At 70.1% G+C, this 16,171-nt stretch carries 7 protein-coding genes; 4 read left to right on the top strand and 3 right to left on the bottom strand.

What is annotated here, in order from left to right:
• Positions 1-2: 2 nt before the first annotated feature.
• Genes ACZ4FV_RS27200 through ACZ4FV_RS27190 form a run of 3 tightly spaced genes read right to left on the bottom strand, consistent with a single transcriptional unit; the run spans position 3 to position 2,452 of the window.
• The gene (locus ACZ4FV_RS27200) at positions 3-968 is read right to left on the bottom strand and encodes a hypothetical protein (protein ID WP_402240703.1); all 966 of its coding nucleotides are present in this window, start codon (positions 966-968) and stop codon (positions 3-5) included.
• Entirely contained in the window at positions 965-1,444 is a 480-nt protein-coding gene (locus tag ACZ4FV_RS27195; RefSeq protein WP_402240705.1) for a VOC family protein, read from the bottom strand. Before ACZ4FV_RS27195 ends, ACZ4FV_RS27200 begins: the two co-directional genes overlap by 4 nt.
• A 60-nt stretch (positions 1,445-1,504) precedes the next feature.
• Positions 1,505-2,452, bottom strand: coding sequence for a class I SAM-dependent methyltransferase (locus ACZ4FV_RS27190; RefSeq protein ID WP_465323465.1), 948 nt, complete (start codon positions 2,450-2,452; stop codon positions 1,505-1,507).
• Positions 2,453-2,880: 428 nt separating this feature from the next.
• On the opposite strand from ACZ4FV_RS27190, the gene ACZ4FV_RS27185 reads away from it, so the two are divergent.
• Genes ACZ4FV_RS27185 through asnB form a run of 4 tightly spaced genes read left to right on the top strand, consistent with a single transcriptional unit; the run spans position 2,881 to position 16,153 of the window.
• Positions 2,881-3,906, top strand: coding sequence for an amidinotransferase (locus ACZ4FV_RS27185; protein WP_396007562.1), 1,026 nt, complete (start codon positions 2,881-2,883; stop codon positions 3,904-3,906).
• A gap of 50 nt (positions 3,907-3,956) precedes the next feature.
• Entirely contained in the window at positions 3,957-10,376 is a 6,420-nt protein-coding gene (locus tag ACZ4FV_RS27180; RefSeq protein WP_465323463.1) for an amino acid adenylation domain-containing protein, read from the top strand.
• 34 nt (positions 10,377-10,410) lie between these two features.
• Positions 10,411-14,292, top strand: a complete 3,882-nt coding sequence (locus ACZ4FV_RS27175; RefSeq protein ID WP_465323462.1) for a non-ribosomal peptide synthetase — start codon at positions 10,411-10,413, stop codon at positions 14,290-14,292.
• Between the two features lies 1 nt (position 14,293).
• Positions 14,294-16,153 (top strand): asparagine synthase (glutamine-hydrolyzing), encoded by a 1,860-nt coding sequence (gene asnB / locus ACZ4FV_RS27170; protein ID WP_465323461.1) that lies wholly within the window; start codon positions 14,294-14,296, stop codon positions 16,151-16,153.
• Positions 16,154-16,171 lie beyond the last annotated feature (18 nt).

Raw genomic sequence — 16,171 nt, 5'->3', positions numbered from 1 at the left:
GCTCACGAGGCGGTCATCTCCTTGGCCACCCGGGCCGCGGAGAAGCCGGCGGCCAGACCGGCGACGCGAAAGAGCGAGGGGGTCAGATCCTCCTCGCACTCCACGATGTCGGGGTGTCGCATCTCCGCCAATGTCTCGTCTCGGCTCTCGGGCGACCCCGGGTACAGGCCGTTCGTGGCGAGGTCGATCACGATGGCCTTGTTGCGCCGCAGCAATTGCGCCAGGATCTCCTGCCGCGTGGTCGGCGCCCGCAGGGTCAGGAAGTAGCAGTCGAAGATCCCCTCCCACATGCGGGGCTGGTTGGCGTCGCGTTGCGCGACCGACTGCTGGAGCAGCGACCTGCCGCCTTCCACCAGCTTGGCCGCGACCCCCAGGTGGATGCGGTGGCTCAACTCGACTTGTCGGACCAGCCGTTCCCGCTCGGAGTCGACCACGGGTGGCAGTTTCCGGCCTCGGAACAGGCTTCGTACCGGCGGGTAGTCCGGCGCCCAGGTACCGCTGAAGGTGCTGTGCAGCCGATGCATGCTCGGTCGGATGTCCGCGTTGTAGATGGCGCTGTTGCACGAGCCCGTGTACAGCAACATCCCGCAGTACGCCCGCACGTATTCCGTCACGGCGACCGAGGCGGCCTCGCGGTCCTTCGGGTTCGAGGACAGTCGCGACAGTTCGTCCGCCAGCAGGCGCCAGATCACGAAGGAGACGTGATGGCCGATGATCCAGCGAAACCAGAACAGTTGCCCCAGGCGGCTGTCGTCGACGGGTGGGGTGATCCCGAAGCCCTCCTTGGCCCGGGCCAGAAAGCCCAGGCACGCGTCGTCGAGGTCGGCTTCGTCGCGACTGCCGCCGTCGGGTGCGGCGCTGTTCGGCGCCGGCATCGTCAGCGGTTCCAGGCCGTAGGGGTAGTCGCCGAAGTCCCAGCCGTGGGTGCCGGGCAGGGAGAGTGCGGCGACGGCCGACGGGCGCTTCATGCGTTCTCCCCCACTGCTCCCCCGATGCAGGTGAACTCGAATTCCAGGCCGTTCACGTCGAGACAGTAGAAACTTTGGGTGCCCTGCGCGTCGGTCACGATCTCGGTGGGTTGCTCCGGGTCGACGAACGCGTAGCGGTGCGAACCGGAGAGTTCCAACCAACGGCTGCGCCAGGTACGCAGTTCGGCGGGCGTTTCGACGCCCAGGCACACGTGTTGGAAACGAGGTGCGTCCGGCGCGGCCCGACGCTCGGCGGGAGTGCCGCGTTCGAAGAGATGGAAGTGCGCGGCCCCAACGGCCAGTTCGGCCATCCGCACGATGCCGGGCAGGCGGGATACGGTCAGGTCCGAGAATATGTCCGTCGCCCAGGTCAGCCGGCCGCCGAAGAAGTCCTCGTACCATGAAATCGAGTTGTCGAGGTTGTCCGTCTGCACCGCGATGTGGTGCAGAACGGGCACCGATTCGAGATCGGGCATACGAATCCTCTCCGGTGGCCGGCGGCCTGCGTCGGCCCCGGTTCCGACATCCTGCGTGGCTCAGAGCTTTTCGAGTTCGAAGATGACCTCGCCGACGGCGATGTCGATCGAATTTTTGCTCCTGAGTCGCCAACCGCCTTCCTCGAAAACCGATTCCCAGTCGCGCACGGTCGGAATGAAGGTGCCCATCATGTCGTGCGCGACCTCGAATCCCAGCGCGAAGATCGGCAGGTCACGGTCGGCGACTCCCTCGCTGCGGGTGGCGTCACCCAGCAGGAATCTGCGCGCCCGCGGGAACAGGGTGCGCAGCCGCCGAAGGTTTTCGATGCACCGTTGCCGGGGCCAGAAGTCGTGCCCCATCATGAAACAGGTCAGGAGTTCGACCTCTTCGAACGCCGGAACCGGGGCCATCGTCAGCACGTCGGCCTGCACGAATGTCATCCGATCGGCAAGGCCCGCCGCGGCCGCTGCGGCGGTTGCCATCCGTACGGCCGGCTGGGCGATGTCGATGCCCACGGCCCGGGTACCCGGATGGCGGCCGAGGAGTTGCATGAGCCGCTCGCCGCTGCCGCAGCCCAGGTCGGCGACGACGTGAAAGTCGAAGTCCAGGCCCTGCACCGTCTGCCAGAACCAGTGGTCGTAGCAGAACTCGCTGATCTCCCGGCACGCGAAGGCGATGGCGGCGCTGTCGCGCGGGCAGAAATTTCCCACCCGGTTCTCGGTACGCACGACCTCGGGCGCCCGCCGGAACAGATCGGCACTCCCCCTGGTGAGCCAGTGAAAGAACGATTTGTTTCGGTATGCCTCGGAGAAGTGGACGCCCGGTAATATCTTGAAATCTTCGCGCTCGACGATCTCGACCGCCGAGAGTGCCCGAAAGAGGCCGAGAACGGAAACGGTGTCGAGTCCCCGTTCGGCCGCGAAACTCTGCACGTCGAGCATTCCCTGCGTGTGTAACTCGTCAAACATACCGAGTTCCCAGGCGGCACCGATGGCCGAAGCCGCCACCGCAGAATTGTATATGTGGGTTATCGCTCTTTCGCTGTCCCCCGGCGTCACATCCACCCCTCTCACGCAAAATGGTGAGAAACAAAAATTTACGACAGGCGACATTTAATATCCATGATCACGATCGGATAACGCAAGTGATGTGCGTCACATCGGCGCCGTGTTGACAGGGCGGCCGCACCGACGGCAGGTTCACCATGACCCACCTGGACGACCAGGGCCGCCGACCACTCGGCACGCCGGGACGGCGGCTTGAATTCATGTCACCCCGCCTGCCGTGCGGCCGCCCTGGATAGGGCTTGGCGCGACCGTCGGACCGGAATGCGGCAGAGTGACTGGAGTTCACGTTGTCCGATTCGTCAGCAGACATGCCCTTATCAGGAAATTCTTCCGTCTCGTCATATACCGAGTGGGATCCACTCGAAGAAGTGATTGTCGGCATAGTTGACGACGCCACGTTTCCCCCGTGGCACGCGTCACTGGAACCGGTCATTCCGGCGCACCAGCACGAGACCTTCCGCCGCCGCGGCGGGCAACCGTTTCCCGCGGAGCTGATCGCCGCGGCCCGCAAGGAACTCGACGAGTTCGTGCACATCCTCGAAGCCGAGGGGGTAACGGTCCGACGCCCCGAGCCGGTCGCGCAGCGCACGCCCTACGCCACGCGCGACTGGACCAGCACCGGTCTGTACGCGGCCATGCCGCGGGACTGCCTCCTGGTGGTGGGCGAGGACGTCATCGAGTGCCCGATGGCCTGGCGCTCCCGGTACTACGAGACCCTCGCCTACCGGCCGCTCCTGAAGGAGTACTTCCGGTCCGGCGCCCGGTGGAGCGCCGGACCCAAGCCCGAACTCACCGACGAACAATACGACTTGACCTGGACCGAGCCGGCCGAGGGGATGCCGACCCGGCTGATCGTGACCGAATTCGAGCCGACCTTCGACGCGGCCGACTTCCTGCGGCTCGGGCGCGACATCGTCGCGCAGAAGAGCAACGTCACGAACGAGTTCGGCATCGACTGGCTGCGCCGCCATCTCGGTGATCGATACCGGATCCACGTCCTCGAGTTCGACGACACGCACCCCATGCACATCGACGCCACGCTGGCCCCGCTGGCTCCCGGGAAGCTGCTCGTGCACCCCGAGCGGGTGTCGAAGGTACCCGCGATCTTCAAGGGCTGGGACGTGATGCGCGCCCCCCGGCCGGTGATTCCCGACAGTCACCCGCTCTACCTGACCAGCAAGTGGATCAACATGAACGTCCTGATGCTGGACGAGAACCGCGTCGTGGTCGAGCGCGGCGACGAGCCGATGATCTCCGCGATGAAGGAGTGGGGCTTCACCCCCATCCCGTGCAGCTTCCGCAACTTCAACAGTTTCGGTGGCTCCTTCCACTGCGCCACCCTCGACGTGCGACGCAGCGGCGGACTCGACTCCTATCTCGACCACCCCGGCTGACCCGCCGCAGGGAGCACCTCGCCAAGCGCCGTCTCGATCTGGAGTGTGAGATGTCGGACCGCAGCGCCGGACGTATCGAGCTCATGGCAGGACAGCGGGGCCTGTGGTACGCCCATCGATTCGACCCCGAGAGCCCGATCCTCAACGAGGGCGAGTATCTCGACATCGACGGCTCCCTCGACATCGGCCTGTTCGAGGAGGCATTGCGGCAGACCGTTTCCGAGGCGGAGACCCTGCGGCTGAGATTCTTCGAGGACGAGGACGGGCTCCGCCAGGAGGTCGACCCGGACCTCGAACATCGCCTGCACGTCGTCGACGTGAGCGCGGACCGGGACCCGCACCGGTCCGCTCTGGAGTGGATGAGTGCCGATCTGGCCCACCCGCGCGACCTCGAACGCGGGCCGCTCGTCACGTTCGCGCTCTTCAAGCTGCACGATCGGCGTTTCCACTGGTACCAAGGCTGCCACCACATCGTGAACGACGGATTCGGCTTTCCCCTGGTGGTCGCCCGCGTCGCCGAGCTCTACACCGCCCTGTTCGAGGGCGGCTCGGCCGACGGCGAACCCTTCGAGTCCGTGCAGGCCCTCGTCGACGCCGATGCGGCGTACCGCGCCTCCCCCGCGTTCGACGAGGACCGCCGGTACTGGCTCGACCTGCTGGCCGACCGGCCCCGCCCGGTGTCCCTGGCCGGCGGGGCGGTGCAAGGACCGGCCCGCGCGCGCCGGCGCGAGACGAGGAACCTGGACCCCGCGGCGGCCGACCGACTCCGGTCCGCCTGCCGCGGCTTCGGAACCAACCTGGCCGGCCTCGCGGTCGCGGCCACCGCGCTCTTCGCCGCCCGGGCCACGGGCGAGACGGACGTGGTCATCGGCTTCGCCGTACCCGGCCGCGGCCCCGGCATCGAGCAGACGATCCCCGGAGTCGTGGCCAACGTGGTCCCCATCCGCCTGTCGGTGCGTCCCGAGACGACCTTGGCGGACCTGTTCGACCGAAGCCTTGTCCAGGTCCTGGAGGCGATGCGCCACCAGCGATACCGCTACGAGGACATCCGCCACGACCTCCGCCTCGCCCCGGGGGAGGTGCCCTGGGCGGTCTCCCTGAACGTCATGCCGTTCGACTATCGAGTCACCCTCGCCGGCCGGCCCTTCGTCGCCCACAACCTCGCCACCGGGCCCTTCGAGGAGATCTCCCTGAACCTGTGGGACATCTCGCGCGACGGCAGCCTGCAACTGGCCGTCGACACCGACCCCGACCGGTTCGACGAGCGCACGCACGCCGGCTGCGCGCGCCTGCTCGACGAAGCGCTCGAGCGCGTCGTCGACACGCCGGGCAACACCCCGGTGGGCCGAATCGAGGTGCTGCCGGCCGCCGTTCGGCGGCTGCTCCTGACCCGGTGGAACCCGCCGTCCGCACCGCTCCCCCCGCGCACCCTGTCCGAGCTGCTCGCCGAGCAGGCCCTGCGCACCCCGGAGCGGACCGCGCTGGTGTACCGGGACACCTCCTTGACGTATGCCGAACTCCGGGCCCGCGCGGGGCGGTTGGCCCGCGTGCTCACCGAGCGGGACGTCGGGCCCGAGCGGTTCGTGGCCGTACTGCTGCCCCGCTCCCCGGCGGGCGTGGTGGCCTTCCTGGCCACCCTCACCGCCGGAGGCGCCTACGTGCCGATCGATCCCGGGTACCCGCCGGAGCGCATCGCGTACATGCTCGACGACGCGCGACCGGCACTGGTGGTGACGACGGCGGACCTGGCGCGGGGACTTCCACCCGACTGGACCGGGCCACGGTGTCTGGTGGTGGACGAGGTCACCGGCGCCGCCGACCAAACGCCCCTCGCCGAGTCACGCGAGGCACCCGCGCCCGACCTCCTCCCGACGCATCCGGCGTACGTGATCTACACCTCGGGGTCGACCGGACGTCCCAAGGGGGTGGTGATCGAACACCGGTCGATCGCCCGGTACGTGGCGCACGCCGTCCAGGCGTACGGCGTGGGCGAACAGGACCGTGTCCTGGCGGCGTACGCCTTCACCTTCGACGGTTCCATGCTCGAACTGTGGGTCTCCCTGGCCGCCGGGGCGCAGATCGTGCTGGCCGACGACGACCAACGGCTCGACGCCGAAGCCCTGCAACGGCTGCTGGCCGCCCACCGGGTCACCGTCGCGCACCTGTCCCCGGCCCTGATGCATCTGCTGCGGCCCGACGAACTGCCCGCGCTGCGCACGGTGTCCGCCGGTGGCGAGCGCGTGCCGGCAACGCTCGTGGACCAGTGGGCCGCGGACGGACGCAAGTTCTGGAACGGATACGGACCCACCGAGACCACCGTCGACGCCGCGCAGAAACTGTGTGTCGCGCCCTCCGACGGCCGATCGCCGCCCATCGGCCCACCGGTCGCCCACGCCACGGCGTACGTGCTGGACGCCGGTCTGCACCTGCTGCCCCCGGGCGCCGTCGGCGAGCTCTACGTCGCCGGCCCCGGCCTGGCCCGGGGCTATCTGCGGCGGCCCGGCCTCACCGCCGAGCGCTTCGTCCCGAACCCCTTCGGTGCGCCCGGATCGCGGATGTACCGTACCGGGGACTTGGTGCGCTGGACGTCGGACGGCGATCTGGACTTCGTCGGGCGGGCGGACCGCCAGGTCAAGATCCGCGGCTTCCGGATCGAGCCGGGCGAGGTGCAGGCCGCCCTGGCCCGGTGCGCCGGCGTCGCCGCCGCGCTCGCCGTGGTGCGCGAGGACCCCGGCACCGACAAGCGCCTGGTCGGCTACCTGGTGCCCGCAGCGGGAGCGCGGCCGGACATCGCCGCGATCCGTGCGCAGGTGACCGGCTTCCTGCCCGACTACATGGTGCCCGCCGCCTTCGTCGTGCTGAACGCGCTGCCGTTGACCACCGCGGGGAAGGTGGACGAGCGCGCCCTGCCCGCACCTTCCCGCCAGGCCCCGAGCGGCGGACGCGAGCCCGGCACACCCGCGGAGAAGGCGCTGTGCGCGATCTTCGCCGAGGTGTTGGGCCTGACCTCGGTCGGCGTCCACGACAGCTTCTTCGCGCTGGGCGGCCACTCCCTGTCCGCGACGCGCCTGCTCACCCGGATCCGGACCGTGCTCGGCCGGGAGACGGGCATTCGGACCGTGTACGAGGCACCGACCGTCGCGGCATTGGCCGCCCGGCTCGGCACGGCCGGCCCGGCCCGGCCCGCACTGGTCCCGGCGGTGCGGCCCGACCGGATCCCGCTGTCGTTCGCCCAGTCCCGACTGTGGTTCCTTCGACAATTCCAGGGGCCGGTCGCCACGTACAACGAGGGCATGGGGCTGCGTCTGCTCGGTGCCTTGGACGTCGCCGCCCTGCGCGCCGCGCTGCGCGACCTGGTGGGCCGGCACGAGGTACTGCGCACCGTGTTCCCGGCCGACGACGGCCACCCCTATCAGCACGTGCTCTGCGCCGACTCGGTTGACCTCGACTTGCCCGTGGTGCCGATCGACCCGGCCGACCTGGCACAGGACCTGGCCCGGGCCACCCGGCGGGCGTTCGACCTGGAGTCGGAGATCCCGCTGCGCGCGCGGTTGGTCGCCCTGTCGCCCAGTGAACACGTCCTGTTGCTGGTGATGCACCACATCGCCGGCGACGCCTGGTCGTTGCGTCCGCTGTTGGCTGATCTGGGCCGGGCATACACCGAGCGCGCCGCCGGACGGGACCCCGGCTGGGCGCCGCTCCCGGTCCAGTACGCCGACTACACCCTGTGGCAGCGGAACCGGCTCGGCTCGGCGGCGGATCCGGACAGTGTCCACGCCGGACAACTGGCCTACTGGCGGCGGGCCCTGGCCGAGCTGCCGCAGGAGATCAGCCTCCCGTCGGACCGGCCCAGGCCCGCCCTGCCCTCCTACGCGGGCGACTCGGTTCCGCTGGAGATCCCGGCGCACGTGCACCTGGGGCTGGTGAACCTGGCCCGGGCACACGACGCGAGCACGTTCATGGTGCTCCAGGCCGTGCTGGCCGTGCTGCTGTCCAAGCTCGGAGCCGGCGACGACGTCCCCATCGGTGCGCCGGTGGCCGGCCGTCTGGACGACGCGCTGGAGGAACTGGTGGGGTTCTTCACCAACACCCTCGTGGTGCGTACGGACCTGTCGGGAGATCCGACCTTCACCGAGTTGCTCGCCCGGGTGCGGGAAACCTGCCTGGACGCGTACGCCCACCAGGACGTCCCCTTCGAACTGCTGGTCGGCGACCTGGCGGTGGAGCGTTCCCTGGCCCGGCATCCCCTGTTCCAGGTAGCGCTCGTGTTGCGCAACACTCGCTCGGGCGAACTGGTACTGCCCGGCATCAAGGTGCACCCCGAGTCGGTGTGGACCGGCATGTCCCCGTTCGACCTGGTGGTGGAGTTCGACGACGAGTCCGCCGGGTCGCAGGGCCCCAGCGGACTGAGCGGCGCCCTGCTCTTCGGCACCGACCTGTTCGACCGGAGCACCGCGTTGTCCATCGCGGACCGGCTGCGGCGCCTGCTCGCACAGGTGGTGAGCGAGCCCACCCGCCGGATCGGCGCGTTCGAACTGTGGGCGCCCGGCGAGCGCGAGCGGGTGGTGCGGGACTGGAACGACACGGATCACCCGGTCGTCGCGACCACGCTGCCGGCCCTGTTCGAGTCCCGGGTCGAGCAGGGCCCCGAGCACACGGCGGTCACCGCGCCCGACGGGAGCATGACATACCGCGAGTTCAACGCCCGGGTGAACCGGCTGGCGAGGCTGCTGGTGGCCGCCGGGGTGGGGCCCGAATCCGTGGTCGCCCTGGCCGTGCCGCGCTCGCTCGACCTGGTGGCGGCGGTGTGGGCGGTACTCAAGGCGGGTGCGGCGTACCTGCCGCTGGATCCGCAGTATCCGGCCGAGCGGATCGCCTTCCTCCTCGACGACGTCCGGCCGGCCCTGCTGCTGACCACCGTGCGCGCGAGTGCGGAACTGCCGCCCGGCGTCCCGCGCCTGCTCCTGGACGAGCCGCGGACCGGCGCCGCGGCGGCCGCCGAGTCGGCCGACGACCTGCGCGACGACGAACGGACCGGGCCGTTGTCGGCGCTGCACCCGGCGTATGTGATCCACACGTCCGGCTCGACCGGCAGGCCCAAGGGCGTCACCATGGGTACGGGTGCGATGGTGAACCTGGTGCAGGCGCACGCCCGGTGGGTCCGGCGGGGGCGGACGGGCATCGGCGGCCCGGTGGCGCAGTTCGCGGCGATCAGCTTCGACGTCTCGGCCTGGGAGATCATCGAGACCCTCACCTCCGGCAGGCACCTGGTCGTTCCCGACGACGAGGTCCGGCGCGACCCGGCGGCGTTCACCAGATGGCTGGACAAGCACGAGGTGGAGCAGTTCTGCGCGCCGAACGTGATGGTGGAGGCGGTGTGCGAGGCGGCCCTGGCCCAGGGGTTGGCGCTGCCGGCACTGCGCGACATCGGACAGGGCGGCGAGGTGCTGCGACTGACCCCCGGGGTCCGGGAGTTCCTGTCCGCGCGGCCGAAGGTGCGGCTGCACAATCTCTACGGCCCCACCGAGACGCATCTGGTGACCGCCTTCTCGCTGCCGGCGGACCTGACGCACTGGGAGTCCTCGACCGCGCCGTTGGGAACGCCGATCTGGAACACCCGGATGTACGTGCTGGATCGGACCCTGCGGCCGGTTCCGCCGGGGGTGACCGGTGAGTTGTACATCGCCGGCGCGGTCCTGGCCCGCGGGTACTGGAATCGTCCCGGCCTGACCGCCGACCGGTTCGTGCCGAACCCCTTCGACGGCCCCGGCGAGCGCATGTACCGCACCGGCGACCTGGTGCGCTGGTCCGGCGACGGTCGGCTGGACTATGTGGGCCGCGTCGACGATCAGGTCAAGGTGCGCGGGTTTCGGATCGAGCCCGGAGAGGTGGAAGCGGTGCTCGGCCGGCACCCGGACGTCGACCGGGTCGCGGTCGTCGTGCGCGAGGACCAGGCGGGAGAGAAGCGGCTGGTCGCCTACGTCGTGCCCGCCGCGAACACCCGTCCGGACCCGGTCGCGCTGCGCGGCTTCGTGGCCGAGTCGGTGCCGGACTTCCTGGTGCCCACCGCGGTGCTGATCCTGGCCGACCTGCCGCTGACTGTGAGCGGCAAGGTCCATCGCCGGGCGCTGCCCGTCCCGGACTTCGCGCAGTTCGCCTCGACCCGGGCACCGGTTACGCCGGAAGAGGAGGCCCTGTGTGCGCTGTTCGCGGACGTACTGCGACTGGAGCGGGTCGGACCGGACGACTCCTTCTTCGACTTCGGCGGTCATTCGCTCCTGGCCACCCGACTGACGAGCCGGATCAGGACCGTGCTGGGCATCGACGTCGAGGTGGGCGCGGTGTTCGAGGCGCCGACGCCGGCGGCGCTGGCCGCCCGGATCAAGGGCACGAAACGTTCGCGCCGGCCGGCGTTGCGGCGGATGCCCCGCCCGGGGCCCGCGGCCGATGAACGGAGCGAGGGCTCGTGATCCACTCGGACCGCACCCACCTGGGGTACCGCTGATGATTCCGCTGTCGTACGCGCAACACCGGATCTGGTTCCTCAACAAGCTGGACGACGGGACGGGCTACCGCATCCCGTTGGTGTACCGACTCGTCGGGGAGCCGGACGTGGCGGCGCTGCGGGCCGCGTTCACCGATGTCCTGGCCAGACACGAGAGCCTGCGCACGGTCTTTCCCGAGTCCGACGGTGCTCCCCGCCAAGTGGTCCTGGAGGACTCCGCGGCCTGGCCCGTCCTGGCGGTCGAACGAATTCGGCCGCCGGAACTGCCCGCGGTCCTTCGAGCCGCGGGAGCGCACGTCTTCGACCTCACCACCGAAGCGCCCGTGCGGTTCACCCTGCTCTCGCTCGGACCGGACGAGCACGTCCTGCTGATCCTCCTGCACCACATAGCGGCGGACGGCTGGTCGCGAGAACCACTCCTTCGCGACCTGGCGACCGCCTATGGGGCGCGGTGCGCGGGGCGGGCGCCGGGCTGGGATCCGCTGCCGGTCCAGTACATCGACTACACCCTGTGGCAGCGTGAACTGCTCGGCGACGAGGCTGATCCGAACAGTCTGATCAGCGAGCAACTGGCCTACTGGCGCGCCGCCTTGGCCGGGATCCCGGAATATCTCTCGCTGCCCGTGGACCGGCCTCGGCCGGCTGCGGCCTCCCATCGCGGCGAGACGATCCCGATGCTGATCGCACCGCGAACGCACCTGGCCCTGATCGAGCTGGCCAGACAGGAGCGGGTCAGTCTCTTCATGGTGTTGCAGGCAGGGCTCGCCGCCCTGTTGACCCGGCTGGGCGCCGGCACCGACATCCCCATCGGCTCGGCCGTCGCCGGCCGGTCCGACGAGGCGATGGACGATCTGGTGGGGATGTGCGTCAACACCCTGGTGCTGCGCACCGACACCGGCGGCAATCCGTCGTTCCGGCAACTCCTGGCCCGCGTACGGGAGACGGACCTGGCGGCGTACGCACGTCAGGACGTGCCGTTCGAACGGCTCGTCGACGTGCTCGCCCCCTCCCGTTCGGCGGCGTGGAACCCGCTGTTCCAGGTCATGCTCGTCCTGGAGGACCGCACCACGAACCTCCCGTACCTCCCGGGCCTGCCGGCCACCGAGGAACCGATCGACAACCCGGACTCGAAAGTCGACCTGTCACTCCACCTCCGGGAGCGACTAACCCACGACGGCAGCCCCGACGGCCTGGAAGGCGGCCTGGAGTTCGCCCGCGATCTGTTCGACTCGATCACCGCCGAACGCATGGTCGAACGGCTGGAGTCGGTGCTCGCGGCCATGGCTGCGGACCCGGACCGCTGCATCGGCGACGTGGAGATTCTCCGGCCCGGTGAGCGCGGCGCCCTGCTCGGCGCGTGCCGCCCGGCCCCGGCTCGAACCCGGGAGCAGTTGCTCCCCGGGCTCTTCGAGGCGCAGGTGGCGCGTACTCCGGAGGCGACGGCACTGATTGCCGGGCAGGCACGGACGACCTACCGGGCACTGAACGCGCGGGCCGACCGGCTGGCCCGATGGCTCACCGGCCGGGGTATCGGCGCCGAGGACATCGTGGCGCTGCTGCTGCCGCGCTCCATCGACGCGGTCGTCGCCATGCTCGGCGTGCTCAAGGCCGGCGCCGCGTACCTGCCGGTGGACCCGGTTTACCCGGCCGCCCGGATCGCCTTCATGCTCACGGACTCGGCACCCACGCTGCTCATCACCACGGGGAGCGCGGCCGGCCCGGCCGGGGCGGGCACCGTCCCCGTTCTGGACATCGCCGCCTGGCAGCACGAGGCGGCGGATGTGCCGCCCGAAGCGGGACCGACCCGCAGTGCGCGGGCCGGTGTGCCGCACGGGGCGAACGCCGCCTATGTGATCTACACCTCCGGTTCCACCGGCCGCCCCAAGGGCGTGGTGGTGGAACACCGTTCCCTGGCCGCCTATGTGGAACAGGCACGGGCGGCGTATCCGAGCGCGGCCGGGTCGAGCCTGGTCCATACCTCGCTGTCCTTCGACCTGACGGTGGCTGCCCTGTACACCCCGCTGGTGAGCGGCGGGCACGTGCGGTTGGACGAGTTGGCCGGGCCCCACACCGGCCCGCTCCGCCCTTCCCTCTTGGACGTCACGCCGAGCCATCTCGACCTGATGGCGGCGATGCCGGTGGATCCGTCGCCGACCCGATGCCTGCTGATCGGCGGTGAGGCGTTGCGCGGGGAGTCGCTGGCCAGGTGGCGGGAGCAACACCCGGACGTCGTGGTCCACAACCTCTACGGCCCCACCGAGGCGACCGTGGACTGTGCCCGGTTCCGGCTTGACCCGGGCGAGCCCACACCGCCCGGACCGGTTCCCATCGGCCGCCCCCACGACGGCCTGAGCATGTACGTCCTGGACGAGCGGCTGCGCCCGGTGCCGAGCGGCGTCGCGGGCGAACTGTACGTGGCGGGTCCGGCCCTCGCGCGAGGCTATCTGGGCCGGTTCGCGCTGACGGCCGAGCGTTTCGTGGCGGATCCGTTCGGCCGGGCCGGTACCCGGATGTATCGCACCGGTGATCTGGTCCGCCTGCGCTCCGACGGCGAACTCGAATACGTCGGGCGGGCGGACCACCAGATCAAATTGCGCGGCCACCGCATCGAGCCGGGCGAAGTGGAGGCCGCGCTGCTGGCCCTGCCCGGGATCTCCCGGTGCGCGGTCGTGGTCCACGAGCGTTCTTCCGACGACAGACGCCTGATCGGGTATGTCGTCCCGACCGGTCCGGTCGCGAGCGTGAGCCCGGCAGCCGTCCGGGCGGCCCTCGCCGACGTACTGCCCGCGCCGATGGTCCCCTCGGCCGTCGTGGTCCTTGCCCAACTGCCGGTCACGCCACACGGCAAGCTCGACCGCGCCGCTCTTCCGCTGCCGGAGACCGACGCACCGGTCGGTGACCGGCGGGCGCCGCGTACCCCGGCGGAGGCGTCGCTGTGCCAGATGTTCGCCGAGGTGATCGGCGTCGACACGGTCGGCATCGACGACGGATTCTTCGAGTTGGGCGGGCACTCGCTGCTCATGCCGCGGTTGCTCACCCGGGCCAAGGAGACCCTGGGGCTGGAACTGACCCTGAAGCAGTTGTTCGTGCGACCCACCGTGGCGCAGCTGCTCCGAGACCAGCCCGCGACGGCGGATCTGCTCGGCCCGCTGATCCGCCTACGCGGCGGAACGGGTCGGCCGCTGTGGTGCATCCATCCGGGGAGTGGCCTGGGCTGGAGCTACGCGGGCCTGCTGCCGTACATTCCGGCCCGACACCCGGTGTACGCCCTCCAGGCGCGCGGCCTCGACGGCTCCACCGCCCTGGCCGGCAGTTTCCCCGAGCTCGTCGGGGACTACTGCGCGCGGATCGTCGACATCCAACCGAACGGGCCGTATCTGCTTGCCGGTTGGTCCTTCGGCGGAGCCGCGGCCCATGCCGTCGCGGTCCGACTGCGCGCGTCGGGGCATGCGGTCGCTCTGCTCGCCGCCATCGACGCCTGGCCGGCGGGCGCCCGTACCGATCGCGATACCGAAGAGCCCTCCGACGTCCGGCTGGTGGCCTTCGACGGCGGGGAGGCGATGGCGGCCCTGGACGAGGAGTCGGTGGCCGCGCTGCTGCGGGCCACCGGCAACAACATCCGCCTCCTGCAGGATCCGGGGATCGTCCCGGAGTTCTTCGACGGCTCGCTGCTGCTCTTCGAGGCCGCGCCCGGCGGCCGAGGAACGCAGGCCGGGCAACGGTGGCGGTCCTGCATCGGCGGGGACATCGCGGTGGTGCCGGTGGACAGCGAGCACCTGCGGATGATGCGCCCCGCGGCGCTGCGCGTGATCGGACCGGTCCTCGCCCGGGCGTTGCGATTGACGATGCCCCTGTCGCCGGCGATCAAGGAGCGGATCTGACATGTGCGGCATCACCGGGTCCATGGTCCTGCACAACGCTCGACCGACGACGGCCGAGGTACTGGAGCGGATGAGCGATACGTTGACGCACCGCGGCCCGGACGCGGCGGGCACCCTGATCCAGGACGGCGTGGCGCTGGCCTGCCGCCGGCTGAGTCTGGTCGACCTCGCCGGCGGCGGGCAGCCGATGTCCAACGAGGACGGCAGCGTCACGATGGTGTGCAACGGCGAGATCTTCAACCACGTCGAGCTGCGCGCCCTGTTGCTCGCCCGGGGCCACCGATTCGGGTCGTCCTGCGACGTCGAGGTGATCCTGCACCTCTACGAGGACGAGGGGCCCGAGCTGTTGGCGCGACTCAACGGCCAGTTCGCGTTCGCCATCCACGACCGGCGCAGGCGACAGCTCTTCCTCGCGCGCGACCACGCCGGGATCGCTCCTCTGTACTACACGGACACCGGCGGGCACTTCGTCTTCGGATCGGAGATCAAGTCGATCCTGGAACACCCCGGCGTACCGCGCGACGTGGACCTCACCGGTCTGGACCAGGTCCTCACCTTCCCCGGGCTGGTGAGTCCGCGCACCATGTTCCGCGGCATCGAGAGCGTGCGCAACGGCCACTACCTGATCGTGCGGGACGGTGTCGTCACCGACCGGTGCTACTGGGCCCTGGACTACCCCCGCGACGACGTCGCGCACCGGCCCGACGAGTTCTACCCGGAACACCTGCGTGAACTGCTCACCCGGGCCGTTCGGCTCCGGATGCGAGCCGACGTCGAGGTCGGTTTCTATCTCAGCGGCGGCCTCGACTCCTCGCTGATCGGCGCGCTGGCGTCGCAATCGGGACCCCCCGCCCACTCCTTCTCCATCACCTTCCCCGACGCGGCCATCGACGAGTCCAGGTATCAGCGCCTGATGGCGACCAAGGTGGGGTCCGTGCACCACGAGGCGGTCTTCACGGAGCAGGACACCGTCGCCGAACTCCAGCGCATGGTGCGCCATGCCGAGTGCCCGGTGAAGGAGACCTACAACACCTGCTCGCTGGTCCTGTCGGCGCTCGCGCGAGAACACGGCGTCAAGGCGATCCTGACCGGCGAGGGGGCCGACGAACTCTTCGGCGGGTATCCCGGGTACCGGTTCGACGCGGGCGGGCGCGGCCCGGTGGTGTCGGGCGATCCGCTGGAGGACGCCTTCGAGGACGACCTTCGCGCCCGGCTGTGGGGCGACCCGGAGCTCTTCTACGAGCGCCGGTACCACGCGTGGCGGGACGCGAAGTTCGAGCTCTACTCCGAGCAGGCCCGGGCCGCCTTCGAGGAGTTCGACTGTCTGCACCACCCGGTCGTCGACCACGAGCGCCTGGTGGGCAGGCCGCGGCTCAGTCAGCGCTCCTATCTGGACTTCACCCTGCGACTGTCGGACCACCTGTTGACCGACCACGGGGACCGGATGGCCCTGGCCAATTCCGTGGAGGCCCGCTACCCGTTCCTCGACCGCGCCGTGCTCGATTTCGCCACGCAGATTCCCAACCGGCTCAAGGTGGGCACGCGGGGCGAGAAGCTCGTGCTGAGACAGGCCGCAGAGGGACTGGTCCCGCCGGAGATCATCCGCCGGGAGAAGTACGGGTTTCGCGCGCCCGCGAGCCCTCGGCTGCTCCGGCGCAACGTCGAATGGGTCGACGACCTGCTGTCCCCGGCGCGCATCGCCCGTCAGGGCTACTTCGATCCGGCGGTCGTGGAGCAGTTGCGCTCGCGCAGCCTGGACGCGGGCTTCGACCTGCATCCGCACCTGGACGACGATCTGCTGCTGGTCGTCCTGACGTTCGGAATTCTGCTGGACACCTTCAACCTTCCCGGTCACGTGTGAACGCGGGTCGAGCAAAGG

The organism is Embleya sp. NPDC025285, from assembly GCF_055558835.1.
The sequence above is the reverse complement of the archived record's forward strand: the minus strand, read 5'-3'. Positions and strand labels throughout refer to the sequence as shown.